This window comes from Herbiconiux sp. 11R-BC (assembly GCF_049472555.1).
Classification (GTDB): domain Bacteria; phylum Actinomycetota; class Actinomycetes; order Actinomycetales; family Microbacteriaceae; genus Herbiconiux.
On sequence record NZ_JBCEBO010000003.1, the window covers coordinates 232,018 to 258,672 of the forward strand.

The window sequence follows — 26,655 nt, forward strand, 5'->3', positions numbered from 1 at the left end:
CCGAGACGTCCGCACGGTGCGGGTGCCGTCAGTCAAGGATAGGCGCTCGGGCGCGGATGGGCACCCGCGCTCGGGGGGTGCCGGGGCGCACACCGTAGACTTGTCGCCCGTGACCTCCTCCTCTCCCGCCGCCGTCCTCTGGGACATGGACGGAACCATCGTCGACACCGAACCGTATTGGATGCTCGCCCAGGAGAAGCTCGTCGCCTCCTACGGCGGCACCTGGACACACGAGGCGGCCATGACGCTCGTGGGCTCGGGTCTGGACCGCAGCGCCCGCATCCTGCAGGAGTTCGGCGTCGACATGCCCGCCGACGACATCATCCAGCTGCTCTCCACCCGCGTGATGGAGCAGATCAGCGAGCACGTGCCGTGGCGCCCGGGGGCGCTGGAGCTGCTCACCGCCCTGCACGAACGCGGGGTGCCGATGGCCCTCGTCACGATGTCGATCGGCAGGATGGCGCGCCACGTGAGCGAGCAGATCCCGTTCGCCGCCTTCGACACCATCGTGTCGGCCGACGTCGTGGTGGAGAGCAAGCCCCACCCCGAGGCCTACCTGACGGCGGCCTCGGAGCTCGGCGTCGACATCCGCGACTGCGTGGCCATCGAGGACTCGGTCACCGGGGTGACCTCGGCCGCGGCCTCCGGTGCGACCGTGATCGGCGTGCAGCACCTGCTGAACCTCGACGACTCCGGCGCCGACCAGATCTGGGACACCCTCGCCGGCCGCACCCCCGACGACCTCGCCGCCGCTCTGGCGGAGGTGCGCGCATGACCGCGCAGTACAGCGGTCCGTTCCGCGAGGGCGACCGGGTGCAGCTCACGGGCCCCAAGGGCAAGCTCAACAGCATCACCCTGGAGGCCGGCAAGGTCTTCCACACCCACCGGGGCTTCCTCTCCCACGACGAGCTGATCGGCCTGCCCGACGGCTCGGTGGTCAAGAACTCGGTCGGTGTCGAGCACCTCGCCCTGCGCCCCCTGCTCACCGACTTCGTGATGTCGATGCCCCGCGGCGCCGCCATCATCTATCCGAAGGATGCCGCGCAGATCCTCGCGCAGGCCGACATCTTCCCGGGTTCGACCGTGGTGGAGGCCGGTGTCGGCTCCGGAGCCCTCTCGCTCTGGCTGCTGCGCGCGATCGGCCCCGAGGGCCGGCTCTCGAGCTTCGAGCGGCGCGAGGAATTCGCCGACGTGGCCCGGGCCAACGTCGCCGCCTACTTCGGCCACACGCCGGATTCTTGGACCGTCACGGTGGGCGACCTCGCCGAGGCGCTGCCCGCCGCGCATCCGGAGCATTCGGTCGACCGCGTGGTGCTCGACATGCTCGCCCCGTGGGAGTGCGTCGACGTGGTCTCCGCGGCGCTCAAGCCCGGGGGAGTGCTGCTGTGCTACGTGGCCACGGTCACGCAGCTCTCGCGGCTGATCGAGGCGCTCCGCGACTCCGGGGAGTTCACCAACCCCGACCCGAGCGAGACGATGATCCGAGGCTGGCACGTCGAGGGCCTGGCCGTGCGCCCCGAGCACCGGATGATCGGCCACACCGGCTTCCTCGTGACCGCCCGCCGGCTCGCCCCGGGCGCCGTGCTCCCCGAGCTCAAGCGCCGCGCGTCGAAGAGCGACTTCAGCGACGAGGACATGGAGGCCTGGACCCCGGGCGCCCTCGGCGAACGCGGCATCAGCGCCAAGAGCCTGCGCAAGCGCGTGCGGGCGGCGACGGCCACGGCCGATGCGGCGATCGCACGCGATGCGCGTGAGGCGGGCCGGGCGACGCCGGCCGGCGAGGATGCCACGGCCACCGCCGTGGAATCCAGCACCGACCCGATGAAATAGGATAGTTTCGCTCCCCGGGCCGACGGCTCGTCGAATGCAGGAAATGAGGATCCGTGCGCAAGTCTCTCGCGCTCATTCTGTCGGCAGGCGTTCTGCTCTCGCTCGCCGCGTGCAGCTCGTCCCCGGCCACCCCTGACTGCTCGGGTGCGGCCCCCTCGGGCGCGTCGAGCGATCTGGTGACCGCCTCGGGCACGTTCGGCGCAGACCCGGCGGCCACCTTCCCGTTCCCGCTCGTGTCCACGAGCACCGAGCGGAGCGTGCTCATCCCCGGCACCGGCGACCCGGTCGGCCTCGGCGGCACCGTCGCAGTCAACTACACCGCCTACGACGGCCAGACGGGAACCGCCGTGGCCGCGCCGCAGAGCACCGCAGTCGTGGTCTCCTCCGCACTTCCCGACGCCCTGCGCGAGGGTCTGCTCTGCACGAGCACCGGCGAGCGTGTGGCGATCGTGCTGCCGCACGACCAGGCCACCGGCATCGTCTCCAGCGCCGTCGGTTCGATCGTGATGGTGTTCGACATCACGGCCGCCTTCCCGCAGGCGGCGAACGGCACCGACCAGCCGGCGCCCTCGGGCTTCCCGAGCGTCGTGCACGACTCGACCGGCCGCCCGGGCATCAACATCACCAGCAACGACGCCCCCACCGAGGCGAAGTCGGCCCTGCTCAAGAAGGGCGACGGCGCCGTCATCGCCGCCGGCGACCAGGTCGTCGTGCAGTCGACCTCGGTGTCGTTCGACACCAAGAAGGTCGTCGACTCCACCTGGGAGAAGGGCACGCCCAACCTCTGGACGATGACCGAGGCCGCGAGCAGCGCCTCCGGCTCGACGCAGCCTGCCGGCATCACGCAGTACCTCATCGGTCAGACGATCGGCTCCGAGGTCATCGTGGTGCTCCCAGCGAGCACCTCGAGCACCGGCGGCTCCTCGGCGATGGTCTACGTGATCGACATCCTCGGCGTGCTGCCGACCGCGGGCGGCTGACGCCCGCTCACGGGCGCCGGCGCCGCGCGGTGACGACTTAGAATTCAGTGGTGTCGTCGCAGAAGAATCCCCCCGCGCCCGTCGCGGTGGAGGAGAGACTGTTCAGCCTGGTGCTGGCGCTGCTCGCCACCGACGCGGGGCTCACGAAGAACGAGATCCTCTCGACCGTGCAGGGCTACCGGCAGCGTTACGACCCGGCCGGCGACAACACGAGCCTCGAGCGCCAGTTCGAGCGCGACAAGGACGACATCCGCGAGCTCGGCGTGCCACTGGAGACCACCGAGCCGCCGGGAGAACCGGGCAACAACCAGTCGTTGCGCTATCGTATTCCGCGAGCGGCATACGAGCTCCCGGCCGACATCAGCTTCTCCGACGCCGAGACCACGCTGCTGAACCTCGCGGCGATGGCCTGGCGCGAGGGCTCACTCTCGCGGGAGTCGCAGCGCGCGCTGCTGAAGCTGCGCTCGATCGGGGGCGACACGAGCGAGCCGGTGCTGGGGTACGCCCCGCGCATCCGCACCCGTGACGCCGCCTTCGATCCGCTGTCCGACGCGCTCTCCCGGCGCCTGATCGTCTCCTTCCCCTATCTCAAGCCCGGCGACGCCGCGGCGCGACTGCGCACGGTGTCTCCGCTCGCCCTGGTTCAGCACCAGGGCCGGTGGCACCTCAAGGGCATCGACAACGGAGTAGGGGAGCCCCGCACCTTCCTGCTCTCCCGCATCACGGGCCCCGTCAAGCTCACTCGGCAGAGCTTCGAGCTGGCCCCGGGCTCCTACGCGAGCTCCGCCCTCGAGGAGCTCGACGAGATCTGGGAGTCGAACCTCGCCGAACTCGAGGTGCGCCCGGGAACGGATGCGGCGGTGCGGCTCTCCCGCCGGCGCGGCGCAGAGCCCGGCGACGGCGACCGGGTGCGGCTGCACTTCACCGACGTGAACCTGCTGGCCGACGAACTCGCCGGTTTCGGCCCCGAAGTGCGTGTGCTCGGCCCCGCGCGCCTCGTCGACGCCGTGGTGACCCGGCTCCGCGCGGCGGTGCGGATGCATTCCCCGATCCCCGAGGGCGAGGCCGGCTGATGGCCCGCATCGGCGACGACGCGCAGCAGTTCTCCTACGCTCAGGACAAGCTGACCTTCCTGCTCACTCTCGTGCCCTACCTGATCGACCACGGCCGGGTGAGCGTGGCGGCGGCCGCAGCCCACTTCCGGGTCTCGGAGAAGCAGATCCGCGACGCGGTCTCGCTCATCGCGGTGTCGGGTGTGCCGGGGGAGACCACCCAGTACCAGCACGGCGATCTCTTCGACATCTCCTGGGACGACTTCGACGAGCGCGACGAGATCGTGATCACCCACATGGTGGCGCTCGACGACTCCCCGCGTTTCTCGGCGCGCGAGGCGGCCGCCCTCATCGCCGGCCTGCAGTATCTCCAGTCGCTGCCCGAGAACGTCGACAGCGGCGTCTACTCCTCGTTGATGGACAAGCTGGCCCGCGGAGCCTCCGAGAGCCCCAGTCAGGTGGCCATCGCGAGCACAGATGCGACGGGCTCGCTCACCGAGCTCCGCGCCGCCCTGGAGCGCGGTGTGCAGCTCGAGTTCGACTACCTCTCCTCCCGCGGCTCGCAGGAGCACCGGCGGGTCGATCCGCTGCGCATCGATTCCGACAACGAGGACTGGTATCTCCGGGCTTGGGATCACCGCCGCGAGGCGGTGCGCACCTTCCGCCTCGACCGCATGACCTCCCTCGAAGTCACCGACGAGCCCGTCACCGGCACCCACGACGACGTCGTGCTCGGCGACCGCCTGTTCCAGGGTGCAGCCGACGACCTCGTGGTGACCATCGAGCTCGACCCCTCCGCGCTGTCACTGCTCGGCGAGTTCGTGTCGAACCTCGACACGCGAGCCCTGCAGCCCGTGCAGGCGGATGCGCCGGGCGCGGGCACCGGACGGGTGCGGGCGCGCATCCGGGTGGCCCACATCCACGGCCTCAAGCGCGTGGTGACGGCGATGCCCTCCGCCGTCACCGTGATCGACCCGCCCGAGGCGCGAGCCGCCGTGGTGGAGTGGGCGAGCGCAGCGCTCGCCCAGTACGAATAGGCTGGCGCGATGGCGTGGTGGGCGTGGCTGATCATCTGGACCGTTCTGGTGCTGGGTCTGTTCGCCATGCTCGCGGGGCTCGGCTACCGCCTGTTCCGCAAGTTCGGCGGAGCGATGCGGGCGCTCGAAGAACTCGGCGACAAGGTGGCGAAGCTCTCGGAGAACGCCGAAGCGCTGAAGCCGGAGGAACCGGCCGACCGCGCGATGCTGCTCGGGTACGCCGAAGTGGTGCGCCGCCGCGAAATCCATCAGGAACGCCGTGAGGAATTGAAGCAGGCACGCAGGGATGCCCGCATCAGACGGGGTAAACTCCTCATCAGACCCGAGAAGATTCCGACTCTAAGGAAGTGGCCCCATGTTCGCTAACCTCAACGGGTGGCACCTGGTCATCATTCTGGTCGTCATCCTGCTCCTGTTCGGGGCGACCCGCCTGCCCGCTCTCTCGAAGAGCCTCGGTCAGTCGATGCGCATCTTCCGCAACGAGACCAAGGCGATGAAAGACGAAGCGGCCGCCGACAAGGCTGCTGAGCCCGCTGCTCCGGCGGCGTCGGCCCCGGCCGCCCCGGCACCGGCTCCGGTGCAGAGCACGGCCGTCGCGCCGGAGAGCACGTCCGAACCGAAGTCGTAGGCTCTGTGGCCGTCAAGCCGCGGCAGCGATCGCGCGACGGTCGGATGTCGCTCGGTTCCCATCTGATCGAGCTGCGCAAGCGGCTCTTCATCGCCGCGCTCGCGATCGTGGTGGGCATGGTCCTGGGCTTCATCGCCTCGGACTTCGTGCTCACCGCCCTCATCCAGCCGATCGCCGAGGTGGCCGCCGACCAGGGTCGCGCCGCGAGCCTCAACTTCACCGACGTCTCCTCGGCGTTCGACCTGCGCATCCAGATCGCCTTCACGGTGGGGGTCGTGCTGTCCTCGCCGGTGTGGCTCTACCAGCTCTTCGCCTTCGTCATGCCGGGGCTGAAGAAGAACGAGAAGCGCTACGCCATCGGCTTCGTGCTCGCCGCGGTGCCGTTGTTCCTCGCCGGCTGCGTGGCCGGCTGGTTCGTCCTGCCGCACATGGTGACCCTGCTCACGGGCTTCGCGCCGGAGGGCACCACAGCCCTCCTCACTGCGCGCTCCTACTTCGACTTCGTGCTGAAGCTCGTGCTCGCCATCGGCATCGCCTTCGTGCTGCCGGTCTTCCTGGTGATGCTGAACTTCGCCGGGGTGCTGAGCGCGGTGACCATCCTGAAGTCGTGGCGCATCGCCATCCTCGCCATCACCTTGTTCACGGCCATCGCCACGCCGGCGGCCGACGTGATGTCGATGTTCCTGCTGGCGATCCCGATGCTCGTGCTCTACTTCGCGGCCGCCGGGATCGCCACCCTGCACGACCGCCGGGTGCGGCGCACCCGCCAGCAGCTCGACATCGAGCTGGCCGTCTGATGGCGGCGGCAGGCGACGCGAGTGGAGTGCTGAGCCCCTCGGAGCGGTTCGCCGCGAGCCGGAAGCGAGCCGGGCATCCTCAGGTCGAGCAGTTCCGGGCGGGGCTCGGCTTCGACCTCGACCCGTTCCAGATCGAGGCGGCAGGCGCCCTCGAAGACGGCCGGAGCGTGCTCGTCGCGGCCCCCACCGGCGCCGGCAAGACGGTGGTGGCGGAGTTCGCCGTGCACCTCGCCATGCAGTCGGTGCGCGACAAGGTCTTCTACACCGCGCCGATGAAGGCGCTCTCGAACCAGAAGTTCAACGAGTTCGTGACCGAGTACGGCCCCGACGAGGTGGGGCTGCTCACCGGCGACACCAACATCAACGCGGATGCGCGCATCGTCGTGATGACCACCGAGGTGCTGCGCAACATGCTGTACGCCGACTCGGGGCTGCTCGCGAACCTGCGCTTCGTGGTGATGGACGAGGTGCACTACCTGGCCGACCGCTTCCGCGGCGCCGTGTGGGAAGAGGTGATCATCCACCTTCCGCAGAGCGTGAAGCTCGTGTCGCTCAGCGCGACCGTGTCGAACGCCGAGGAGTTCGGCGACTGGCTGCAGGCGGTGCGCGGCGACACCGAGGTGATCGTGTCCGAAGAGCGGCCTGTGCCCCTCGACCAGCACGCCCTCGTGAAGACCAAGCTCATCGACCTCTTCGACTCGACCGGCCGAGCCGCCACGAACCGGGTGAACCCCGAGCTCGCGCAGCTCGTGCGCGGCGGCGCTTCACTCGCCTCGGTGGACCGCCGCGGCGGTCACGGCGGGGGCGGAGGCCGCCGGAGCGGTCGCGGGGGAGGCGGCAACCGGTACCGCCCGCACGGTCAGCCCTTCGAGCGGATGGACCGTCCCGACGTGGTGCGCCTGCTCGGCGAGCACCAGCTGCTGCCCGCCATCTTCTTCGTGTTCAGCCGGATCGGCTGCGACCAGGCCGTGAAGCAGGTGCTCCGCGGCGGCGTGCGTCTCACCACGGCGGAGGAGCGCGAGGAGATCCGCAAGATCGTCGACGAGCGCTGCCGCACCCTGCTCGACGAGGACCTCGCCGTGCTCGGCTACTGGGAGTGGACCGAAGGTCTCCAGCGCGGGGTCGCCGCACACCACGCCGGCATGCTCCCCGCCTTCAAGGAGGTGGTGGAGGAGCTCTACCAGAAGAAGCTCGTGAAGGTGGTCTTCGCCACCGAGACGCTCGCCCTCGGCATCAACATGCCCGCCCGCACCGTCGTGCTCGAGAAGCTCGAGAAGTTCAACGGCGAGGCGCGGGTGCCCATCACGGCGGGGGAGTACACCCAGCTGACCGGCCGCGCCGGCCGTCGCGGCATCGACGTGGAGGGCCACTCCGTCATCCAGTGGCGCGAGGGACTCGACCCGCAGGAGGTCGCGAGTCTCGCATCCCGCCGCACCTACCCGCTCAATTCGAGCTTCCGGCCCACCTACAACATGGCCGTGAACCTGATCGACCAGTTCGGCCGGCCGCGCACCCGCGAGATCCTCGAGTCGTCGTTCGCCCAGTTCCAGGCCGACCGCGCCGTCGTCGACCTCGCCCGCAAGGTGCGGCAGCAGGAGGAGTCGCTCGCCGGTTTCGAGAAGGCGATGACCTGTCACCTCGGCGACTTCCGCGAGTACGCGCGCATCCGCCGCGAGCTCACCGACCTCGAGCGGGCGAGCTCCGGCAAGGGCGAGTCGCGCCCGCACGCCGAGCGCGAGCGGCGGCAGCGGCAGATCGCGTCGCTGCGCAAACAGCTGCGCTCGCATCCGGTGCACGGCTGCAAGGACCGCGAGTCGCACGCCCGCTGGGCGGAGCGCTGGTTCACCCTCAAGAAGGACACCGATCGGCTGACGCAGCAGATCCAGACCCGCACCAACGTGATCGCGAAGGTCTTCGACCGGGTTACCGACGTGCTGCTCGGCCTCGGCTACCTGCAGCAGAACGACGACGGGGTGACCTCGCTCACCACCTCGGGGCAGACCCTCAAGCGCATCTACGGCGAACGCGACCTGCTCGTGGCGGAGTGCATCCGCCGCGAGGTCTGGCACGACCTCGACCCGGCCTCCCTCGCGGCCATCGCCTGCGCGCTCGTCTACGAGCCCCGGCGCGACGAGAGCGAGGCGGCCGAGCGCTTCCTGCCGCGCGGAGCGTTCCGCGTCGCGCTCGACAAGACGCAGACGCTCTGGGCCCAGATCGACGACATCGAGCGCGACCATCGCCTGCCGGGCAGCAATCCGGTCGCGACCGGTCTGTCCACGGCCATGCACAAGTGGGCCCGCGGCGCGTCGCTCGACGAAGTGCTGAACGAGGCCGACATGGCGGCCGGCGACTTCGTGCGCTGGTCGAAGCAGACCATCGACCTGCTCGATCAGCTGCAGGGAACCCCGGATGCGCGCCTCGCGTCGATCGCGCGCGCCGCGATGGACTCGGTGCGGCGCGGCATCGTCGCCTACTCCTCGGTCTCGTGAGCGTTCGTGAAGGAGCTCGCATGAGCGTGGCTGTGAAGGATGCCGTGAGCGCCCCGGCAAGGCAGACCCACAAGGCGGAACCGCCGGCCCGGTTCACCGCCCCCCTGATGCCGCTCTGGCTCGCCTACCTGACCGCCGCGGCCTCCGGCATCGCGCTGGACGCCGGGTTCCCCGACAAGGGCTGGTGGCCCTTCACCCTCATCGGCGTCGCCATGGTGCTAGTAGGCCTCGTGGGCCGGGGCTGGGGCAACGCCTTCCTGCTCGGCGTCGTGGCGGGCGCGAGCTTCTGGGGCGTGCACATCTTCTGGCTGACGCTCTACCTGGGCCCGGTTCCGTGGATCGGGCTCACCGGATTCGAAGCAGTCTACTTCGGGCTCGGCTCGATCCTCATCGCGCTCGTCTACCGTCGTGCCGACCGCGTCTGGCCGAGCCGCTGGGGGCGACTCGGCCTCGTGCCGGTCATCGTCGCGGGCTTGTGGATCCTCCGCGAGGGCATCAACGCGATCGCCCCCTACGGCGGCTTCTCCTGGGGCCGCGTCGCGATGTCGCAGTCCGAGAGCCCCTATGCCGGGCTCGTCGCCTGGGTCGGCATGTCGGGGCTCAGCTTCGTGCTCGTGTGGCTCGTGGCCTTCCTGATCCAGCTCGGCCGTGAGGCGGGCCTGCGCACCTCGAGCAGGCTTCTGGGCGCCGGGATCGCGATCGCCGCGACCCTGGCCGTGCCCGCCTGGCCCGCTCCCACCTCCGGCACCTCGCGCATCGCGGGGGTGCAGGGCAACTCGAACGCCGGGCTGTTCGCCGTGCACGCGCCCGGCGACATCCTGAGCGACCACGTGTCAGCCTCGCTCGCCCTCGCAGGTCAGAAGCTCGACCTGGTGGTGTGGCCCGAGAACGCCTCCGACATCGACCCGGCGCGCTACCCGATCGCCGCGCAGACACTGGATGCGGTGAGCCAGCGGCTCGGCGGCGTCCCCCTCGTCGTGGGCACCATCCAGCAGCGCGACGGCAAGGTCTACAACACCTCGCTGCTGTGGCAGAACGGCCAGGTCACCGACTACTACGACAAGCGGCATCCGGTGCCCTTCGCCGAGTGGATGCCCAACCGCGACTTCTTCCACGCGCTCGCCCCCGACCTGGTCGACCTCGTGACCCGCGACTACGAGTTCGGCACCACCGACCTCACCTACGACATCAACGGCCTCATCGCCGGGGTGTCGATCTGCTTCGACATCACCGACGACGCGGTGATGCGGCAGATGGCCGGCCAGGGCGCCCAGGTCATCCTCGCGCAGACCAACAACGCCGACTTCGGGCGCACCGACGAGAACCTGCAGCAGCTCGCGATCGCGCGCCTGCGCGCCATCGAGTCGGGCCGGAGCGTCGTGAACATCTCGACCGTGGGCACGAGCGAGATCATCGCACCCGACGGCAGCACCATCGCGGGCATCCCCGCCTACCAGGCGGGCACGATGGTGGCGGATGTCCCCCTCGCGACGGTGCAGACGCCCGCGACGATCCTGGGGTTCCAGATCGAGTGGCTGCTCTCGGGGTTCGGCATCATCGGGCTGCTGACCGCTCTCGTGTTCGGCTGGCGTACCCGCGCCGAGCGCGAGCTGGACCGTGCGGCGCGCGCTGCCGGGCACGAAAAAACCCGGCGCTGATCAGGCGATCAGGCCGGGCTCCCGTCTGGCGGTGACCCTCGGGTCAGGCGCCGATCTTCTGCGTTCCGCGGCGTGCCCGCAGGTACTGCAGGCGCTCTTCGAGAAGCTCCTCGAGCTCGGCGCGCGTGCGCCGCTCGAGCAGCATGTCCCAGTGGCTGCGCGGCACCTTCGCATCCGCGTGGTCGACCGTGACGGGCTCGGAGCCCACCATCAGGGTCGCCTCGTGGCTGCAGAACCGGCATTCCCAGGTCTCGGGGGCTTCGGCTTCGGCCGAGAACACCATCTCGGTGTCACGGCCGCATGTCGCGCAGCGGTACGTGTAGCTGGTTCGGGGCGAAAAAACCACGCCCTCTTCACTCTGCAGGCTTTGTGCGCCCAGACGCATTCCGCGCAAACTGCGATCTGCCATTGTGTGGTCTCCTCTCGCGTTGCTTCAAACGTTATAAACCGTCGGGCTGCGTGAATCCTTTCCAGACCTGGGTATTACCAGTACTCTCTCAGCGAACCGCGCGGAACTCCAGAGCCAGCGGCAGCATGAGGTCGGCGCGGTCGGTGACGATGCCGTCGACGCCACGTTCGAGTAGGCCCCGGGCGACCGCCACGTCGTTGATCGTCCAGACGTGCACCTCCACGCCGGCCGCGTGCAGGCGCCGCACGGTGCGCTCGGTGGTCGTGCGCATCCCGAAGATCACCTCGGGGATCTGCACCGCATCCACGCGCCGCAGCAGGAACCGCACGAGGGGCACGAGACCCACCTTGGCCGCGATCAAGGCGGGCACGAACTCGCCCGCGGAGGCGGAGGCGGCGACGCGCACGCCCGCCACCTCGAGCAGATCGACGGCCGAGCGGCGGCGGCGGGTGGAGAACGAGGTGATGAGCACGCGGTCGACAGCGCCGGCCTGCAGGATCGCCCGGGCCGCCGGGGCCCCCACGTCTTCGGATTTGATGTCGATGTTGAAGCGGGTCTCCGGATTCGCGGCCAGCGCTTCAGCGAGGGTCGCGAACCGCACGCCCCCGCCCAGGTCGAGCTGCCGGAGCTCGTCAAGGCTCAGCTCCGCCACCCGGCCCTCGCGCCCCGCCACCCGGTCGAGAGTGGGGTCGTGGCTGACGATGGCCACCCCGTCGGCCGAGGCGTTCACGTCGGTCTCGATGTAGAGAGCACCCGCGCCGACCGCCGCGTCGAAGGCGGCGAGGGTATTCTCGGGAACATCGAGCGCGAGGCCGCGGTGGGCCAGCACGCGGGGGAGGGGAGCCGCGAAGAACGGCGGCTGCTCGCCCTTACGGCTGGGTCTCATCGCCCGCCGTCTTCGGCCGCGAAGCCGCACCTCGTTCGCCGAAGGCCTGCCCGATGCCCTTGAGCGCCTCGGTGAGCTCGCTCGGGATGACCCAGAGCTTGTTCGCCGAACCCTCCGCGATCTTCGGCAGCGTCTGCAGGTACTGGTAGGCCAGCAGCATGTTGTCGGGCTCGCCGCGGTGGATGGCGCTGAACACGGTGGTGATGGCCTCGGCCTCGCCCTGCGCGCGCAGCACGGCGGCCTTCGCGTCACCTTCGGCCCGCAGGATCTCGCCCTGCCGGTGGCCTTCGGCCTCGAGGATGGCCGACTGCTTCGTGCCCTCGGCGGTGAGGATGACGGCGCGGCGCTCCCGCTCGGCGCGCATCTGCTTCTCCATCGAGTCCTGGATGGACACGGGCGGATCGATGGCCTTGAGCTCCACGCGCGACACACGGATGCCCCATTTGCCGGTGGCGTCGTCGAGCACGATCCGCAGCTGGCCGTTGATCTCGTCGCGGCTCGTGAGCGCCTCTTCGAGGTTGAGCCCGCCGACCACGTTGCGGAGGGTGGTGGTGGCGAGCTGCTCGACCGCGCCGAGGTAGTTGGCGATCTCGTAGGTCGCGGCCCGCGCATCCGTCACCTGGAAGAAGACCACCGTGTCGATGGAGACCACCAGGTTGTCCTCGGTGATGACCGGCTGGGGCGGGAAGGACACCACCTGCTCGCGCAGGTCGATGAGCGGGCGCAGCCGGTCGATGAACGGAACGAGGATGTTCAGGCCCGGCATCAAGGTCTTGTGGTAGCGGCCGAGCCGCTCCACCACGCCGGCCGAGGCCTGCGGGATGATGCGCACGGCGCGCGAGACCACCACCAGCACGAAGATGATGATGATCACCACCACGGCGATCACGATGATCTGGCCCACGAGCGTGTCGGTCATGCGGTCGGCTCCTTTCGTTCTGCCGGGACCACGATCGCCGTGGCCCCGTCGATGGCGGCCACGAGGATGTGCTCGCCGCGGTGCAGGCCGGGCGCGACGGAGGCGGGGGAGACCCTCGCGGTCCAGATGTCGCCGTTCGCGAGCTTCACCTGCCCGGTCGTGGCGGTGACGTCGTGAACAACGAGGCCTTCGAGGCCGAGGAGCGCGTCGACATTGCTGCGGGCGGGGTCGCCCCCGCGTTTCAGCAGCCGCAGGAGCGGTGGCCGGAGCGTGAGCAGCAGGAGCAGCGAGAGCACCCCGGCGATCACGATCTGCAGGTACCACGGCGCTCCGAAGGCGCCCGAGATCAGGCCGCCGAGACTGCCGATGGCGATCATCAGGAAGGTGAACTCGAGCGTCAGCATCTCGACCACGATGAACAGGAGGATGAGCCCGAGCCAGAAGATCCAGGCGTAGGAGTCGAGGAATGCGGACATCTGCGGTCTCCTCTCGGCGGACTTCGGCGTGCTGCGACCTGCTTCGACGCTATCAGGGTTCGGACCGCGAGCGGCCGGAGTATCGGCTACTTGGTAGTCTCGGAGCGTCGTTCGATCTACGAGGAGTTCTCTGTGTCCAATCCACTCGCCCCCGGTTCTCTCGCAGGAAAGCGGGCCCTCGTCACGGGCTCCTCGCGCGGCATCGGAGCGGACACCGTCGGCTACTTCGCCGAGGCCGGCGCCGCGGTGGTCATCAACTACCGCAACAAGGAGGCCCGCGCCGCGAAGCTGGCGAACAGCATCCGCGAAGCCGGCGGCCAGGCCGTCATCGTGGGCGCCGACCTCACCGACCCGGCCTCGGTCGCCGCCCTCTTCGACACTGTGCAGGCCGAGCTCGGCGGGCTCGACATCCTCGTCATGAACGCCTCGGGCGGCATGGAGAGCGGCATGGCGGAGGACTACGCGATGCAGCTGAACCGCGACGCGCAGGTGCAGCTGCTGACGGCGGCGCTGCCGCTGCTCGGGCCGGGAGCCCGCGTGGTGTTCGTCACGAGCCACCAGGCGCACTTCATCCGCACCACGGAGACCATGCCCGAGTACGAGGCCGTGGCCCTGAGTAAGCGGGCCGGCGAGGATGCGCTGCGCGCGATGATCCCGCAGCTCGACGAGCTCGGCATCGAGTTCGTGGTGGTCTCCGGCGACATGATCGAGGGCACCATCACGGCGACGCTGCTGCAGCGCGCCAACCCGGGCGCCATCGAGGCGCGCAAGGAGGCCGCGGGCCGCCTCTACAACGTGAGCGAGTTCGCTGCCGAGGTGGCCTCGGCCGCGGTCGAGCCGGTGCCGGCGGACCACACGCGCTACGTGGGCGACGTCTCGGGCTTCGGCGCCGTCGACGCGTGAGCGGGTCGCGCGGATGAGCGGGGTCGCGTCGAAGCCGATGGCCATGCCGGCGAGGGCGGTGCGCCGATGAGCGGCGCAGCGGATGCCGCCACGCCGGCCGACGCCGTGATCCTGAAGTCGCGGGTGCTGCTGCTCGACGGCGACGACCGCGCGCTGCTGTTCTACACGCGCGCCGACGTCGACACGCAGCCCACCCGCTGGCTCACCCCCGGCGGCCACCTCGAGCCGGGGGAGACGCACCTCGAAGCCGCGGTTCGCGAGCTGTTCGAGGAGACCGGTCTCGCGGTGCCGGAGACGGCGCTCGGCGCGCCGATCTGGGCTCGCGACTTCGTGGCCGAGCCGGCCCCGGGCATCCTGCGCGACTACCACGAGGAGTGGTACCTCCTGCGCACCCAGGCCTTCGACCCGGTGGACACGAACTGGACGCCCGAGGAGCATGTCGACGTCGAGGCCTGGCGCTGGTGGAGCCTGGCCGAGATACAGCAGACGGCCGACTCCGTGGAGCCGGCCGTCCTTGCCGAGGTGCTCGCGGGAGCACTCGAGAAAGAGCTGTGATCAGGCGTTCTTGGGCGCCCGGCCGAGCGTGACCGCGGTGATCGCCGAGAAGATGCCCGTGACGATGAGGGCGATCCCCGAGAACAGCACGAGGATGCCGATCGACTCCAGCGGCAGGAAGATCACGACGATGCCGGCGACGACGGAGACGACGCCGAGGATGGTGCCGAACCACTTCGAGCTGTCCTTCGCGGTCTCCATGACCGCCATGACGCCCTCGATGATCCACGAGAAGCCGATCACGAGTGCGAGCGCGATGAGCGACACGACCGGGTTCCGGATGGCGACGACACCGGCCACGATGAGCAGCACGCCCAGGATGATGTTCAGCGCCCGGATCCCCCCGGTGACCGAGTTGTTGACGATGCCCGAGACCACGCGCACCAGGCCGACGATCCAGAAGTAGATCGCGAACAGCCAGGCGACCGTGATGGCGATGGTGGCCGGGTTGGTGAACGCGAGCACCAGGATGACGATGCCGAGCACGACGGAGAGGATGGCACGCAGCCACAGGCCGCCCTTGAGCCACCGCGCGGCTGTCGCCGTGATGTCGGAGTCGTGGAGCCAGAATCCGAATGTGTCGGAGCTCGTCGGTGTGGTCATGGTGTTCCCCTCATGCGCGCCTCGCGGCGACTTCAGCTGTCGACATTCAATCTAGCGCCCGGGCGGGCCTCCATGGGAGTTCGCCGAGAGCCTGTCGCGCCTGCGCGATCGATGCCGACCGCACGGCGTAGCATCCGAATCGAGCAATCGTCATCTCCGGGGGTGCGGGCGGAGATCCGCCATGCCGTCGAAGCCCAGCTGCCTGCGAGCCGCCGCGATCCTGCTGCTCGCCGCCCTGTCCGCGCCGCTGGCCGGATGCTCGGCGTCAGGCGGCGCCGCGGGCTGCCTCGCCGAGGGGGAGGGCTTCGTCAAGGAGTACGGCTACGGGGTCTCGACCTCGCCACCCGCCGCAACGGGCGGGGCGGTGACGGCCGGGGACTGGCGAGCCGACGGGTGCGCCCTTGAGGCCGGGCTCTCGTCGGCCGCGCGAGAGGCGGAGCAGGGCTGGGTGGTCTGCATGGCGGCCGCAGGCCTCGGCCGGTTCACGGGCAAGGGGGAGCCGTTCGAAGAGATCGAGCGCCGATACAAGGCCACCAGCGGCGCGGCAGTCGATGAGCTCCAACGCGAGGAGCGACTGCTCGCCATGGCCGACTTCGAGTGTGCGCGCGACAGCGGCTACTTCGAGGCGGTGCAATCGGAGCGGAATGGAGAAGCGCGCGACGGAAGGCCGCAGCTAGGGTGAAGCGCATGAACGTCGCCGATCAGCACGACCGCATCCGGGTGCAGGGTGCCCGCGTCAACAACCTCAAAGACGTGAGCGTCGACATCCCGAAACGGCGTCTCACCGTGTTCACCGGGGTGTCGGGCTCGGGCAAGAGCTCGCTCGTGTTCGGCACGATCGCGGCCGAGTCGCAGCGCATGATCAACGAGACCTACAGCGCGTTCCTGCAGGGCTTCATGCCGAGCCTCGCCCGGCCCGAGGTCGATGTGCTCGAGGGTCTCACGACGGCGATCATCGTCGATCAGGAGCGGATGGGGGCCAACTCGCGCTCCACTGTCGGCACCGCCACCGACGTCAACGCGATGCTGCGGATCGTGTTCAGCCGGCTCGGGAACCCGCAGATCGGCTCGCCGCAGGCCTTCGCCTTCAACGTGCCCTCGATCAGCGGCGCCGGAGCCGTCACCCTCGAGAAGGGCGGCCGCACCGTCAAGGAGCGGCGGAGCTTCACCGTCACCGGCGGAATGTGCCCGCGCTGCGAGGGGATGGGGCGGGTGAACGACATCGATCTCGCCCAGCTCTTCGACGACTCGAAGTCGCTCAACGACGGCGCCCTGACCATCCCGGGCTACACGCCCGACGGCTGGGGCGTGCGCATCTTCACCGGATCGGGCTTCCTCGACGCCGACAAGCCCATCCGCGACTACACGAAGCGTGAGCGCGACGACTTCCTCTACAAGGAGCCCGTCAAAGTCAAGGTCGGCGACATCAACATGACCTACGAAGGTCTCGTGCCCAAGGTGCAGAAGGCGTTCCTCTCGAAGGACCGCGAGGCGATGCAGCCGCACATCCGCGCCTTCGTCGACCGCGCCGTGACTTTCACCACCTGCCCCGACTGCGACGGAACGCGCCTCAACGCGGCGGCCCGCTCATCCCGGGTCGGCGGCATCAGCATCGCCGAAGCCTGCGCTCTGCAGATCAGCGACCTCGCCGAGTGGGTGCGCGGACTCTCGGAGCCCTCGGTCGCGCCCCTGCTGGCGGCCCTTTCCGAGACGCTCGACTCCTTCGTCGAGATCGGGCTCGGCTATCTCTCGCTCGACCGCCCGGCCGGCACGCTGAGCGGGGGAGAGTCGCAGCGCACGAAGATGATCCGCCACCTCGGATCCTCGCTCACCGACGTCACCTACGTGTTCGACGAGCCGACCATCGGGCTGCATCCGCACGACATCCAGCGCATGAACGGCCTGCTGCTCCGCTTGCGCGACAAGGGCAACACGGTGCTCGTGGTGGAGCACAAGCCCGAGGCCATCGCCATCGCCGACCATGTGGTCGACATCGGCCCCGGGGCGGGAACGGCCGGCGGCACCATCTGCTTCGAGGGCACGGTCGAGGGTCTGCGGGGGAGCGGCACCCTCACCGGGCGCCACCTCGATGACCGCGCTCGCGTCAAGAGCACAGTGCGGGAGAGAACTGGCGTTCTGAAGGTGCGGGGCGCGAGCCGGCACAACCTGCGCGAGGTGGATGTCGACATCCCGCTCGGCGTTCTCGTGGTGGTGACCGGGGTGGCCGGCTCCGGCAAGAGCTCACTCGTGCACGGCTCGCTGGGTGCGGCCGGGGGAGCGGAGGTGCGGGGCGCGGATGCCGGCGGCGGCATCGTCTCGATCGACCAGGGGGCGATCAAGGGCTCGCGGCGCAGCAATCCGGCGACCTACACCGGGCTCCTCGACCCCATCCGTACCGCCTTCGCGAAGGCCAACGGCGTCAAGCCGGCGCTCTTCAGCGCCAACTCCGAGGGCGCCTGCCCGAACTGCAACGGCGCGGGGGTGATCTACACCGACCTCGGCATGATGGCGGGTGTCAGCACCGTCTGCGAGGTGTGCGAGGGCAAGCGCTTCGAGGCATCCGTGCTCGACTACACCCTCGGTGGCCGGGACATCAGCGAGGTGCTCAGCATGTCGATCGCGGAGGCGGAGGCCTTCTTCGGCGAGGGCGAGGCGCGCATCCCGGCCGCCCACGGCATCCTGAAGCGGCTCGTGGATGTGGGGCTCGGCTACGTCTCGGTGGGCCAGCCCCTCACGACCCTGTCAGGCGGCGAGCGGCAGCGCCTGAAGCTTGCGACGCACATGGGGGAGAAGGGCGACATCTACGTGCTCGACGAGCCCACCGCCGGTCTTCACCTCGCGGATGTGGAGAACCTGCTGGGGCTGCTCGACCGGCTGGTGGACGCGGGCAAGTCGGTGATCGTGGTCGAACACCACCAGGCCGTGATGGCGCACGCCGACTGGATCATCGACCTCGGGCCCGGTGCCGGCCACGACGGCGGTCGAGTCGTGTTCGAGGGCACGCCGGCGGCGCTCATCGCGGCGCGCTCCACGCTCACCGGCGAGCACCTCGCGGAGTACGTGGGCAGGTGACCGCGTGGGGCGGGCTTAATAGCTCAGCGGCGTGCTTCGGAAGGTGAACTCATCCGTGGACCCGGAGTAGGTGAGCACCACCTCGCCTGATGAGCCTTCCTCACGGATCGCGATGTCCCGACCGGTCGTGCGGCTCACGAGGCGGATGAGCGCCGCCAGGCCGTCGGCGGCACGCTGGTCGGTGAACTCGCGGAGATCGATGTCGAAGGCGACCCCGCCGTCTCCAGGAAAGAAATTGACCTGAACGGCGGATGCCGGCCACACCGCTGCATGCTCGGTCGCCACTCCGACGCGTCCGTCGACATCGGGTTCCAATTCATACTCGTACAGCTCGATTCGCCAGCCGGCGGTGCGCATCGTCTCCAGCACGACCGGCCAGTCGTCGCCCGTCGACCCGATGACGTCTCCATCAGGAAGACGCATTGGCTTGTCGCCGAACAGACGCACGAACCTCACGACGTCGATTTCACGGGCCATACTCGATGATCCCGCACTTCGGCGCAGGGTTGCGGACCGCTGATAATGCCCATTATGTCAATACAAACATTGAGTATTCGCATTTGCTGCGAATGATCGAGTCCCCCGCGACGCGTGCGCCCTCGTCATCGACATGCGCGTACCCATCGTCGCCGACGCCCTCTGCTACTCCTACCCCACCGTCGACCGACACCGCCGTGACGCCGGCGCCACCTTCATCGACTACATCGGCAAACGGACCTCCGATCATCAGAATCCCCGACCTCTCATTTCAAGGTGAGAGATACTTTGCAGATGGTGGAACGGAACTTCTCTGACCCTGAGTCCATGGTCGGAGCCACCGCGGAAGAAGTGGCCGCGATGAAGCCCGAGGGTTGGCTGATCCGGCCATTCCCTGACGGTCGTCGAGGCTTTCAGATGCTCGATCCAGGTACTCCGGCTGGCGCAATCGGAAGCATCTCATACCACTTCGGAACGCCCGGCTTCCGAGTATTTACGACGAGGCCGCCGACCCCGATCTTCATCCTCAACGAGGCCCTCGAGATGCCCACTCTGGGCACGTTGGCGCGCGGCTACGTTGACGCTGTCGATGGTTCTTACATGGCCACCGATGTCTCGATACTTGCCGATGCTGCCCTCCTCCTGCTGAAATCGGGACACATCCAGCTATGGGAAGACTCCCTCGGAGCCGACGATGCAGTGCTCCTCAAGAAGTCTCCTGCGACGAGCGCACTCGAAGACCGTTCGAACTGGCTGTCAAGCGCGTCGCGCGCTCCGGCATCTTCCAAGCCAGCCCTGTTCCTTGACATCACCAAGAAGGGGCGAGACGCCCTCAGGGACCTCGATCGAAAGCCCCTCAAACTCAGACGACGCTAGAGAGACGATCAGGCAACGGGCGATTCCTCACCGTCCGGATCTCCGACGACGGCGAGAGCGAGACTTGCGATCAAGACGAGGCGCGTGAAATATGGGCGCGCCGACCACGGGAAAGCAAAGACCGATGCGATCAGGGAGCTCATCGCCTCAAGAAGTCTCTGGATGTCGATCTCGGAGAGGCGTTCGCTGCTCCCCAGGCGCGAACACCAACCATAAATATCGGCATCGATCAGAACAGCGTCCGCACTGCCATAGACTCGCCCGCGCTCGACGTCGATTGGGAACGCAGCCGAACGATGAAGCTCGAGCTCACGACGAAGATCATCCAACATGATCCGCAGTCTAATCACGTCCGAGGGACCAAAACGCGGTCGTTTACACGACTCTTGAATACGAGAGCACAGCAGCAGGAAGTTGCTTAACCTCACTTCGTGCAATGACTGAACTTTCGGGTACTCCCCACGTCCAAACGGAAACAGTCGCCTGATCGGGACGTACGCTGCGCAGCGCACAGAGAAGACGTGTCGGCGTGAGCGCGGGAGAATACTGGCACGGCCCCCAGCTATCACGCCGGCCACCCCATCAGCCCGAACACCCTCTCCGACCGGCTGCGCGTTCTCGGCATCGACACCCAGGCCGCTCGGAACGCCACGCTCCGGGACCTCGCCCATCACCTCGACGCCCGCTCCCTCGCTGACCTCATCAGCTACAGCTCACAGACGCTCTCTCTCAACGCCGCCCGCGCTGGCACACGCCTGAGTGACTTCATCGACTTGAGACGCGGTCGATAAGTTCTGGACGCTCAGAACGCGCGCGAAGACCGCACAATCAGACGCGCGTTGCGCCAGACGCTGAAGGCCGGCAAGACGACAAACGCAGGGAGCATCACCCAGTCACTTAGTGGGCCACTCCACCCTGCCCAATATGCAGAAAACGGCAGCAATCCAAGGATGATCACACCGATCAGAACCACCGAGGAAGCGATAATTCGAGCGATCACCTTCCGAGCCGGAAGCACTTTCATGATCGCCCATGACGCGATGCTTGCGACCAGGCCCACACACATCCCGATTGCCCCGCCAAGGAGCAAGAAGAACGGGATCATCGGTATTACAAAGCCGAGCCAATGCCAGTCGTCTTCGCTCAGCGAGAAGAGAAAAGCCAATGCCGCATAGGAGCCTGAAACGATCCCAAATGGCAGCCCGATCGAGACGACGAATTTGCCCATAGAGACGAGATTGCGATCCGCTCGGATCGCAATGCCTGTCGTTTCGACATCGGGGATGACCATGAGGACACGCTACTGAACTACAACTGTCAACATCGATCAGCGAAGGAACGGATAATCAGCTTCGCCAACAGAACGAGCATTATTGCGTTTGAAGCGCCACCTTGATGGAACAGCGCCTCGCCGACCGCTCACGGTCCAGCACGAGAAGCACCGACCACTCCCCCTGACTCTTTCCCGGCAGCAAGGCCAACCACCACATCACCCACAGTTATCTACTCACCCAGATCCGCGAACTCGGCCTCAACCCACTCGCCACCCGAAACCGTGCCCTCGACGACCTCGTCACAGCCATGCCCGCACCACTCGTCGACGACCTCGTCGCCTACAGCTACCAAGTCACCACGAAACACGCCAACGAGAACGCCGTCGAATACGCCACCTACGCCAACTCCGTCGCTCCGCCGAGGGACGGTCGCCAGTCCTAGAATTCGACCGTGTCCATCACCGAATGCATCGCCATCCTGAAGACGAGCAATATCCGGCTCGACCATGGCCTCACATCCGATGAGATCCGGGAAATCGAGCGGCGCTTCGGATTCGAGTTCAACCCCGACCACCGCCAGTTGCTCGAGGCAGCCCAACCAGCCGGCGAGGGATGGCTGCATTGGAGAAATGCCAGCGCCGAACGCCTTCAGGCTGCACTCGATTGGCCCCTGGAGGGCTTGCTGTTCGACGTCGAGAATAACGAGTTCTGGCCCACAACGTGGGGCACCAAGCCGGCTTCCCTTTCGGACCAGCGACAAGTCGCGACCCGGCGAATCAAGAGCTGGCCGACCCTGGTTCCGCTATTCGGGCACCGCTACATGGCAGCCGCTCCCGCGCCCTCAGGCTCCCCCGTATTCTCCGTCTATCAGAGCGATGTCATCGTTTATGGCCGCGATCTTCTGGAATACCTGCAACACGAACTCGCGCCAGCAGACCCGGACTTTCACCGCAATCGACCACTCGACGCACGAACATGTCCCCCCTGGTCGCTCCTCGCTTCGGGCCTCGACGTCACCGACTGACCGCACGCAAGCCCGACCGGAGATGACCGTCAGATCGAATATTGCTCGCTACCAGCACGGCACGCCTGACGTCCGTGCTCAGCGGCTTTGATACGTGTGTGGCGGTGGTCAGAAGAATGTGGGTTGCCGAACGGTATACGAGGCTTCTAGTTCTGCTCGCTCGTCGTCGTGGAGAACCACGTCGATGGCGTCCGCAGCATCGGTGAGATGGTGGAGCTTTGTCGCTCCGATGATCGGGGAGTCCACGACGGGATTTCCTAGGACCCAAGCAAGGGCGATCGTGGCCATGGACGAACCGCGCTGGTCGGCGATTCGCTGGACAGCGTCCACGATGGTTTCGTCGGAGTCGAGGAACGCGGGCGCCCCGAGGCCGTCAGAGGTTGCTCTCCTGCTGCTGCTCTGGCCCCAGGGTCGTGCGAGGGTTCCGCCGCCGAGGGGGCTCCACGGCATCGCGCCAACGCCTTGATCAGCGAGGAGACCGAACATTTCGCGTTCTTCTTCGCGCTGAATGAGGTTGTACTGATCTTGCATGGAGATGAAGCGTGTCCAGCCCCCGATCGCGGCGGTGTGCTGCATTGTGGCGAACTGCCATGCCCACATCGATGAAGCGCCGAGGTAGCGAACCTTGCCGGCCTTGACGACGTCGTGAAGCGCTTCCATCGTCTCGTGCACGGGAACGGCCGGGTCGAAGCGGTGGATCTGGAGAAGGTCGATGTAATCGGTGCCGAGCCGAGTCAGAGAAGCGTCGACCTGTTCGAGAATGGCTTTGCGGCTAAGGCCCGACCCGCCGGGCCCGTCGTGCATGGGGAAGTAGATCTTCGTGGCGATGACGATGTCTTCCCGCGTGCTGTATTCGCGGATCGCTTTCCCGACGATCCGTTCCGAGCTGCCCTTGCCGTAGGCGTTCGCCGTATCCCAGAAGGTGATGCCGAGTTCGACGGCCTGTCGGAACAGTGGGCCGGCGGCTTCGGCATCGAGCGTCCACGGCGTTGCCGGGTCGGGGTCGGCGAAGCTCATTCCCCCCAGAGCGAGGCGGCTGACGGTGAGTCCGGAGGAGCCGAGGCGACGGTATTCCATGTTTCTTCCTTACTGGACGTGTCGGCCCGGCACGAGGGCGACAGCTGCTGTCACCAGGGCAGTGTGCCGTTGGCGTCGAAGAAGGTGCCGGTCGGCCCGTCAGCGGCCGGGGCACACCGAGTTGACCTTGATGGGAGTGGATGCCAGTTCGATTGCGAGCCACCCGGTCAGGGCGTTCAAGAGCGTCTTCGAGGAGGTGTAGGCGAACGCAGGGATCGCCGCGAAGGGACTTTCGGGGGATGTGAGGGTGTCGAGTGAGCCGAGGGTGCGGCCTCGATGTGAGCGGCGGCACGGGAGATGCTGGCTTCGTCGGTGACGTCGAGGCTGACGAAACGGACATCGCCGGCGGAGGACTGGGCGTCGACGGCTTTCTCTCCGCGGCCCCGGTCTCGAGCGCCGACCCAGACGGTGTAGCCCTGCTGCGCGAGCTGCCGGGCTGTTTCGTATCCGATGCCCTTGTTGGCCCCCGTGACGAGTGCGGTCTGGTTCATCGCGCTCACAGCGTGGTGGTCGTGGTGGGGCGGATGCCGCAGGAATCGCCGGAGCAGGCGTCGACGTCGGGGGCGCCGAGCAGAGTGAGGGGGGCGACGAGGTCAGTGGTCGTGCTGCTCATCGGGACACCGCCTCGGTCGTCGGGGCGGCGGCGCGTTCGGCGTCGACCTGCTGGAGGACCTGCAGGAATGCGCCCGTGTCCTGTGCCCCGGACACGCCGTAGCGGCCGTCGACGACGAAGAACGGGATGGACTGGATGCCCAGCTCGGTGGCGCGGGCGAAGTCCGCCTTGACCTCGTCGAGATGACGGTGTTCTGTGAGGGCGACCTCGACCTCGTCACGGTCGAAGCCGAGTTCGACAGCGATCTCGACCAGGTTCGGGATGCGTCCGATGTGCTCGCCTCGCTGGAAGTAGGCGTCGGAGAGTCGTTCGTTCATCTCCCCCTGGCGGCCCTTGGACTTCGCGAAGTGGATCAGCTCGTGCGCGAGGATCGTGTTCGTCGGGTGGGTGCGGTCGAAGTGGTAGTCGAGGCCCGCGCCGGCGGCGATCTCCGTGACCCGCGCCAGCATCTTCTCGCCCTCGGCGAGAGGAAGTCCCCGGTAGTGGTTCAGGAACTCCTTCGTGGCCCCGTCGAACTCGGCCGGCGCCTCCGGGGCGAGTTCGAAGGAGTGGTACTCGATCTCCACCTCACCGCCGAATCGCTCGACGGCGGCCTCGAGCCGCCGTTTCGCGATGTAGCACCAGCCGCACTGCACGTCCGACCAGATGTCGACTTTGATGGCGGAGGTTGTCGGGGCGTTCGTCAGCGAGTCGGTGTCCATGTGTTCCATGGTGCCTTCCCGGAGCATTACGATCCATAACATGACGTCCATAAAACATTACGGATCGACCATTCCGGCCAGCGGTTCCTGGAGCGGAGATCCTCTTGCGGCCACGATCGGCCTGCTGCGGCCGCTAGCCGTCAACGAGACGAGCCTGCATGCCGCGGGGCCGTGGGCGGTCGGATTCGGGACCACCCAGCACGTGGAGTTGGGAGTGGTCGCGCGAGGCGAATGCTGGATCACCCTGGAGGGACACGACCCGGTGCTACTGCACGAGGGGGACTTCTACCTGCTGTGCAATCCCCCGCCTTATGTACTGGCCAGTGCACTGACGGAGGAACCGGTGGACGCCCGGACGTTGTGGGGCGGACCCAGCCGAGGGGCCGCGCACATCGGGCCCGCGGATCTGGAGGACACGTATCTGTGCGGCGGCTACTTCTCGTTCGATGACGCGAACGCCCGCCTGCTGCTGGACCTGCTGCCACCGCTGGTCCGCGTGCGAGCCGACGACCCTCGAGGTCAGCTCCTCACGCACCTGAGCGCCCTCCTCGTGGCGGAGGTGGAGAGCACCGAACTCGGAAGCGCTCTGATTCTCGACCACCTCGCCCAAACGCTGTTCATCCACATGCTCCGCGCCCACGCCGACGACCTGCACCAGCCGGCCGGATGGATGGCCGCCCTCAGTGGTGACGGCATCGGGACGGCACTTCGCGCCCTGCACGCCGATATCGCCCACCGGTGGACTCTCCAGGAGCTCGCGGAGGTCGGTCACATGTCCCGTTCGGCCTTCGCCGCCACGTTCAAAGCGCGAGTCGGGTCGGCCCCGCTGGAGTACCTCATCCAGTGGCGGATGAACGTCGCCCGTGACGCGTTACGCCGCCAGAGCATGACGATCACCGAACTCGCCGCCGCTATCGGATACGAATCCGAAAGCGCCTTCAGCACCGCGTTCCGCCGAGTGGTCGGCATCTCACCGGCCGCCTTCCGAAAGGAACAGACGACGGTGGTCGCCGGCTAGCCCAGACGGCGTGGACGAATCGTAACTATTAGCGGACGTTCGGTTATGGATCGTATCGCCGGGAGTGATCATGCTGAGGTCATGACCACAAATGCACACAATGATCCCGCTGAGAACGCCCCCGAGGACCGCCGGATCGAGCCCTTCACGGTCCGGGTCCCGGAAGCCGATCTCGACGATCTTCGCACCCGACTCAGCCTGACGCGGTGGCCTGATCGGGAGACCGTCACCGACACCACGCAGGGTCCGCCACTGGCCAAATTGCAGGCTCTCGTCTCGCGGTGGAAAGACGGTTACGACTGGCGTCGTGTCGAGGAGATGCTGAACGGGTGGGGCCAGTACACGACGACGATCGACGGGCTCGCCATCCACTTCCTGCATATCCGCTCGAACGAGCCGAACGCTCTTCCGCTGCTGCTCACCCACGGTTGGCCGGGATCGGTCCTGGAGTTCCGTCACGTCATCGACCGCCTCACCGACCCGGTCGCGCACGGCGGCGCCGCGGACGATGCCTTCGACCTGATTATTCCGTCCCTTCCGGGCTTCGGCTTCTCCGACAAGCCCAGCACGACAGGCTGGGGTGTCTCCCGGATCGCCGACGCCTGGATCGAACTCATGGACCGACTCGGCTACACCGGCTGGGTCGCGCAGGGCGGGGACTTCGGCAGCCCTGTCACCGAGACCATCGCACGGAAGGCGCCCCCCGGCTTGGCGGGAATCCACTTCAACCTCCCCCTCGTGTTCCCCACTCCGGAAGAGGCTGCGGAAGCCACCGCGGACGAGCAGGACATGATCGCCGGGATGATGCGATACGACGCCGAGTACTCCGCGTACGCCAAGCAGCAATCGACCCGACCGCAGACACTCGCGTACGGACTCTCCGATTCCCCCGTGGGACTCGCCGCCTGGATCTACTACACGTTCCAGGATTTCTCCGACAGCGACAACAACCCCGAAGCACTGTTCGGCCTCGACGCACTCCTGGACGACATCACCTTGTACTGGCTCACCAACACCGCCGCATCCTCCGCCCGCCTGTACTGGGAAGCGGCGCAAGAGGCCGCCTCCCAGCCCGCGATGACCGAACCCAATCCGATCCCGGCCGGGTTCAGCATCTTCCCGAAGGACGGCATCCGCGCCTCCCGCCGCTGGGTCGAAAGACGCTACAGCACCGTCCTGCACTACAACCAGCTCGGGAACGGCGGACACTTCGCTGCCCTCGAACAGCCCGAGGCGTTCACCGAAGAACTCCGCGCCACCTTCCGCAGCATCCGCTGATCAGACGACCACACGCATGCCCC

General features: G+C 67.7%; 30 protein-coding genes. 19 read left to right on the top strand and 11 right to left on the bottom strand.

All coding sequences use genetic code 11. The features are described from left to right. Positions 1 to 109: 109 nt before the first annotated feature. Genes VD659_RS09560 through lnt form a run of 10 tightly spaced genes read left to right on the top strand, consistent with a single transcriptional unit; the run spans position 110 to position 10,471 of the window. On the top strand, positions 110 to 775 hold the full coding sequence (locus tag VD659_RS09560) for an HAD family hydrolase (RefSeq protein WP_423260858.1): 666 nt from the start codon (positions 110 to 112) through the stop codon (positions 773 to 775). Then, positions 772 to 1,830, top strand: a complete 1,059-nt coding sequence (locus VD659_RS09565; protein WP_423260859.1) for a tRNA (adenine-N1)-methyltransferase — start codon at positions 772 to 774, stop codon at positions 1,828 to 1,830. Before VD659_RS09560 ends, VD659_RS09565 begins: the two co-directional genes overlap by 4 nt. 53 nt (positions 1,831 to 1,883) lie before the next feature. Then, positions 1,884 to 2,810, top strand: a complete 927-nt coding sequence (locus VD659_RS09570) for a hypothetical protein (protein ID WP_423260860.1) — start codon at positions 1,884 to 1,886, stop codon at positions 2,808 to 2,810. Between the two features lie 47 nt (positions 2,811 to 2,857). Then, entirely contained in the window at positions 2,858 to 3,883 is a 1,026-nt protein-coding gene (locus VD659_RS09575; protein WP_423260861.1) for a helix-turn-helix transcriptional regulator, read from the top strand. Continuing rightward, positions 3,883 to 4,899: a helix-turn-helix transcriptional regulator gene (locus tag VD659_RS09580; RefSeq protein WP_423260862.1), complete on the top strand. Its 1,017-nt coding sequence runs from the start codon at positions 3,883 to 3,885 to the stop codon at positions 4,897 to 4,899. Before VD659_RS09575 ends, VD659_RS09580 begins: the two co-directional genes overlap by 1 nt. A gap of 9 nt (positions 4,900 to 4,908) precedes the next feature. Beyond that, a complete protein-coding gene (locus VD659_RS09585) occupies positions 4,909 to 5,265 on the top strand; it encodes a hypothetical protein (RefSeq protein WP_423260863.1) in 357 nt (118 codons plus the stop codon). After that, positions 5,255 to 5,527 carry a Sec-independent protein translocase subunit TatA gene (tatA, locus tag VD659_RS09590; protein WP_423260864.1) on the top strand — a complete coding sequence of 91 codons (273 nt, stop codon included), beginning with the start codon at positions 5,255 to 5,257 and terminating at the stop codon, positions 5,525 to 5,527. The genes VD659_RS09585 and tatA overlap by 11 nt, the downstream gene beginning before the upstream one ends. Before the next feature lie 44 nt (positions 5,528 to 5,571). Continuing rightward, positions 5,572 to 6,324 carry a twin-arginine translocase subunit TatC gene (gene tatC, locus VD659_RS09595; RefSeq protein ID WP_423261093.1) on the top strand — a complete coding sequence of 251 codons (753 nt, stop codon included), beginning with the start codon at positions 5,572 to 5,574 and terminating at the stop codon, positions 6,322 to 6,324. Next, complete coding sequence (locus VD659_RS09600; RefSeq protein WP_423260865.1) at positions 6,324 to 8,813, top strand: DEAD/DEAH box helicase; 2,490 nt, start codon at positions 6,324 to 6,326, stop codon at positions 8,811 to 8,813. Before tatC ends, VD659_RS09600 begins: the two co-directional genes overlap by 1 nt. A 20-nt stretch (positions 8,814 to 8,833) precedes the next feature. Beyond that, the gene (gene lnt / locus VD659_RS09605; protein ID WP_423260866.1) at positions 8,834 to 10,471 is read left to right on the top strand and encodes an apolipoprotein N-acyltransferase; all 1,638 of its coding nucleotides are present in this window, start codon (positions 8,834 to 8,836) and stop codon (positions 10,469 to 10,471) included. Positions 10,472 to 10,514: 43 nt separating this feature from the next. Here the strand turns inward: lnt and VD659_RS09610 are convergent, their stop codons facing one another. The 4 genes from VD659_RS09610 to VD659_RS09625 form a co-directional block, all read right to left on the bottom strand. Continuing rightward, entirely contained in the window at positions 10,515 to 10,880 is a 366-nt protein-coding gene (locus tag VD659_RS09610; RefSeq protein ID WP_423260867.1) for an RNA polymerase-binding protein RbpA, read from the bottom strand. 88 nt (positions 10,881 to 10,968) lie between these two features. Continuing rightward, the gene (locus VD659_RS09615; protein ID WP_423260868.1) at positions 10,969 to 11,766 is read right to left on the bottom strand and encodes a glycerophosphodiester phosphodiesterase family protein; all 798 of its coding nucleotides are present in this window, start codon (positions 11,764 to 11,766) and stop codon (positions 10,969 to 10,971) included. Further along, the gene (locus tag VD659_RS09620; protein WP_423260869.1) at positions 11,750 to 12,685 is read right to left on the bottom strand and encodes an SPFH domain-containing protein; all 936 of its coding nucleotides are present in this window, start codon (positions 12,683 to 12,685) and stop codon (positions 11,750 to 11,752) included. Before VD659_RS09620 ends, VD659_RS09615 begins: the two co-directional genes overlap by 17 nt. Then, complete coding sequence (locus tag VD659_RS09625; protein ID WP_423260870.1) at positions 12,682 to 13,161, bottom strand: NfeD family protein; 480 nt, start codon at positions 13,159 to 13,161, stop codon at positions 12,682 to 12,684. Before VD659_RS09625 ends, VD659_RS09620 begins: the two co-directional genes overlap by 4 nt. Positions 13,162 to 13,293: 132 nt before the next feature. Here VD659_RS09625 and VD659_RS09630 point away from each other — a divergent pair, with 132 nt between their 5' ends. Continuing rightward, positions 13,294 to 14,064, top strand: a complete 771-nt coding sequence (locus tag VD659_RS09630) for an SDR family oxidoreductase (protein ID WP_423260871.1) — start codon at positions 13,294 to 13,296, stop codon at positions 14,062 to 14,064. Between the two features lie 66 nt (positions 14,065 to 14,130). Continuing rightward, a complete protein-coding gene (locus VD659_RS09635; RefSeq protein WP_423260872.1) occupies positions 14,131 to 14,619 on the top strand; it encodes an NUDIX hydrolase in 489 nt (162 codons plus the stop codon). Here VD659_RS09635 and VD659_RS09640 read toward each other — a convergent pair whose 3' ends face one another. Continuing rightward, positions 14,620 to 15,222: an HdeD family acid-resistance protein gene (locus tag VD659_RS09640; protein ID WP_423260873.1), complete on the bottom strand. Its 603-nt coding sequence runs from the start codon at positions 15,220 to 15,222 to the stop codon at positions 14,620 to 14,622. 181 nt (positions 15,223 to 15,403) lie between these two features. On the opposite strand from VD659_RS09640, the gene VD659_RS09645 reads away from it, so the two are divergent. Together VD659_RS09645 and VD659_RS09650 are read left to right on the top strand one after the other, a co-directional pair. Then, positions 15,404 to 15,904, top strand: a complete 501-nt coding sequence (locus tag VD659_RS09645; RefSeq protein WP_423260874.1) for a hypothetical protein — start codon at positions 15,404 to 15,406, stop codon at positions 15,902 to 15,904. A gap of 5 nt (positions 15,905 to 15,909) precedes the next feature. Beyond that, positions 15,910 to 18,294 (top strand): ATP-binding cassette domain-containing protein, encoded by a 2,385-nt coding sequence (locus tag VD659_RS09650; RefSeq protein ID WP_423260875.1) that lies wholly within the window; start codon positions 15,910 to 15,912, stop codon positions 18,292 to 18,294. A 15-nt stretch (positions 18,295 to 18,309) separates the two neighbouring features. Here VD659_RS09650 and VD659_RS09655 read toward each other — a convergent pair whose 3' ends face one another. Continuing rightward, entirely contained in the window at positions 18,310 to 18,771 is a 462-nt protein-coding gene (locus VD659_RS09655; protein WP_423260876.1) for a hypothetical protein, read from the bottom strand. 294 nt (positions 18,772 to 19,065) lie between these two features. Here VD659_RS09655 and VD659_RS09660 point away from each other — a divergent pair, with 294 nt between their 5' ends. Further along, entirely contained in the window at positions 19,066 to 19,647 is a 582-nt protein-coding gene (locus VD659_RS09660; protein ID WP_423260877.1) for a hypothetical protein, read from the top strand. An 8-nt stretch (positions 19,648 to 19,655) separates the two neighbouring features. Here the strand turns inward: VD659_RS09660 and VD659_RS09665 are convergent, their stop codons facing one another. Both VD659_RS09665 and VD659_RS09670 read right to left on the bottom strand, forming a co-directional pair. Beyond that, the gene (locus VD659_RS09665) at positions 19,656 to 19,979 is read right to left on the bottom strand and encodes a hypothetical protein (protein WP_423260878.1); all 324 of its coding nucleotides are present in this window, start codon (positions 19,977 to 19,979) and stop codon (positions 19,656 to 19,658) included. Positions 19,980 to 20,449: 470 nt separating this feature from the next. Then, complete coding sequence (locus VD659_RS09670) at positions 20,450 to 20,938, bottom strand: hypothetical protein (RefSeq protein ID WP_423260879.1); 489 nt, start codon at positions 20,936 to 20,938, stop codon at positions 20,450 to 20,452. Positions 20,939 to 21,228: 290 nt separating this feature from the next. Between VD659_RS09670 and VD659_RS09675 the strand changes: the two genes are divergently transcribed. Continuing rightward, the gene (locus VD659_RS09675; RefSeq protein ID WP_423260880.1) at positions 21,229 to 21,363 is read left to right on the top strand and encodes a hypothetical protein; all 135 of its coding nucleotides are present in this window, start codon (positions 21,229 to 21,231) and stop codon (positions 21,361 to 21,363) included. A gap of 9 nt (positions 21,364 to 21,372) precedes the next feature. Beyond that, entirely contained in the window at positions 21,373 to 21,945 is a 573-nt protein-coding gene (locus VD659_RS09680; RefSeq protein ID WP_423260881.1) for a hypothetical protein, read from the top strand. Positions 21,946 to 22,053: 108 nt separating this feature from the next. Here VD659_RS09680 and VD659_RS09685 read toward each other — a convergent pair whose 3' ends face one another. From VD659_RS09685 to VD659_RS09695, 3 genes are all read right to left on the bottom strand, one after another. Continuing rightward, entirely contained in the window at positions 22,054 to 23,022 is a 969-nt protein-coding gene (locus tag VD659_RS09685; protein WP_423260882.1) for an aldo/keto reductase, read from the bottom strand. 176 nt (positions 23,023 to 23,198) lie between these two features. Next, complete coding sequence (locus VD659_RS09690; protein ID WP_423261094.1) at positions 23,199 to 23,513, bottom strand: SDR family NAD(P)-dependent oxidoreductase; 315 nt, start codon at positions 23,511 to 23,513, stop codon at positions 23,199 to 23,201. Positions 23,514 to 23,631: 118 nt separating this feature from the next. Continuing rightward, complete coding sequence (locus tag VD659_RS09695; RefSeq protein ID WP_423260883.1) at positions 23,632 to 24,336, bottom strand: DsbA family oxidoreductase; 705 nt, start codon at positions 24,334 to 24,336, stop codon at positions 23,632 to 23,634. Between the two features lie 40 nt (positions 24,337 to 24,376). On the opposite strand from VD659_RS09695, the gene VD659_RS09700 reads away from it, so the two are divergent. Together VD659_RS09700 and VD659_RS09705 are read left to right on the top strand one after the other, a co-directional pair. Then, complete coding sequence (locus VD659_RS09700) at positions 24,377 to 25,354, top strand: AraC family transcriptional regulator (protein ID WP_423260884.1); 978 nt, start codon at positions 24,377 to 24,379, stop codon at positions 25,352 to 25,354. Positions 25,355 to 25,435: 81 nt separating this feature from the next. Then, on the top strand, positions 25,436 to 26,632 hold the full coding sequence (locus tag VD659_RS09705; RefSeq protein ID WP_423260885.1) for an epoxide hydrolase family protein: 1,197 nt from the start codon (positions 25,436 to 25,438) through the stop codon (positions 26,630 to 26,632). Positions 26,633 to 26,655 lie beyond the last annotated feature (23 nt).

Coding starts and splice junctions, on each gene's coding strand:
- VD659_RS09620 (WP_423260869.1), bottom strand. CDS start 12,685: ATGACCGACACGCTCGTGGGCCAGATCATCGTGATCGCCGTGGTGGTG.
- VD659_RS09650 (WP_423260875.1), top strand. CDS start 15,910: ATGAACGTCGCCGATCAGCACGACCGCATCCGGGTGCAGGGTGCCCGC.
- VD659_RS09665 (WP_423260878.1), bottom strand. CDS start 19,979: ATGTTGGATGATCTTCGTCGTGAGCTCGAGCTTCATCGTTCGGCTGCG.
- VD659_RS09670 (WP_423260879.1), bottom strand. CDS start 20,938: ATGGTCATCCCCGATGTCGAAACGACAGGCATTGCGATCCGAGCGGAT.
- VD659_RS09695 (WP_423260883.1), bottom strand. CDS start 24,336: ATGGACACCGACTCGCTGACGAACGCCCCGACAACCTCCGCCATCAAA.
- VD659_RS09625 (WP_423260870.1), bottom strand. CDS start 13,161: ATGTCCGCATTCCTCGACTCCTACGCCTGGATCTTCTGGCTCGGGCTC.
- VD659_RS09685 (WP_423260882.1), bottom strand. CDS start 23,022: ATGGAATACCGTCGCCTCGGCTCCTCCGGACTCACCGTCAGCCGCCTC.
- VD659_RS09565 (WP_423260859.1), top strand. CDS start 772: ATGACCGCGCAGTACAGCGGTCCGTTCCGCGAGGGCGACCGGGTGCAG.
- VD659_RS09705 (WP_423260885.1), top strand. CDS start 25,436: ATGACCACAAATGCACACAATGATCCCGCTGAGAACGCCCCCGAGGAC.
- VD659_RS09660 (WP_423260877.1), top strand. CDS start 19,066: ATGGTGGAACGGAACTTCTCTGACCCTGAGTCCATGGTCGGAGCCACC.
- VD659_RS09675 (WP_423260880.1), top strand. CDS start 21,229: ATGCCCGCACCACTCGTCGACGACCTCGTCGCCTACAGCTACCAAGTC.
- VD659_RS09600 (WP_423260865.1), top strand. CDS start 6,324: ATGGCGGCGGCAGGCGACGCGAGTGGAGTGCTGAGCCCCTCGGAGCGG.
- VD659_RS09700 (WP_423260884.1), top strand. CDS start 24,377: ATGACGTCCATAAAACATTACGGATCGACCATTCCGGCCAGCGGTTCC.
- VD659_RS09610 (WP_423260867.1), bottom strand. CDS start 10,880: ATGGCAGATCGCAGTTTGCGCGGAATGCGTCTGGGCGCACAAAGCCTG.
- VD659_RS09655 (WP_423260876.1), bottom strand. CDS start 18,771: ATGGCCCGTGAAATCGACGTCGTGAGGTTCGTGCGTCTGTTCGGCGAC.
- VD659_RS09645 (WP_423260874.1), top strand. CDS start 15,404: ATGCCGTCGAAGCCCAGCTGCCTGCGAGCCGCCGCGATCCTGCTGCTC.
- VD659_RS09580 (WP_423260862.1), top strand. CDS start 3,883: ATGGCCCGCATCGGCGACGACGCGCAGCAGTTCTCCTACGCTCAGGAC.
- VD659_RS09585 (WP_423260863.1), top strand. CDS start 4,909: ATGGCGTGGTGGGCGTGGCTGATCATCTGGACCGTTCTGGTGCTGGGT.
- VD659_RS09635 (WP_423260872.1), top strand. CDS start 14,131: ATGAGCGGCGCAGCGGATGCCGCCACGCCGGCCGACGCCGTGATCCTG.
- VD659_RS09690 (WP_423261094.1), bottom strand. CDS start 23,513: ATGAACCAGACCGCACTCGTCACGGGGGCCAACAAGGGCATCGGATAC.
- tatC (WP_423261093.1), top strand. CDS start 5,572: ATGTCGCTCGGTTCCCATCTGATCGAGCTGCGCAAGCGGCTCTTCATC.
- tatA (WP_423260864.1), top strand. CDS start 5,255: ATGTTCGCTAACCTCAACGGGTGGCACCTGGTCATCATTCTGGTCGTC.
- lnt (WP_423260866.1), top strand. CDS start 8,834: ATGAGCGTGGCTGTGAAGGATGCCGTGAGCGCCCCGGCAAGGCAGACC.
- VD659_RS09615 (WP_423260868.1), bottom strand. CDS start 11,766: ATGAGACCCAGCCGTAAGGGCGAGCAGCCGCCGTTCTTCGCGGCTCCC.
- VD659_RS09640 (WP_423260873.1), bottom strand. CDS start 15,222: ATGACCACACCGACGAGCTCCGACACATTCGGATTCTGGCTCCACGAC.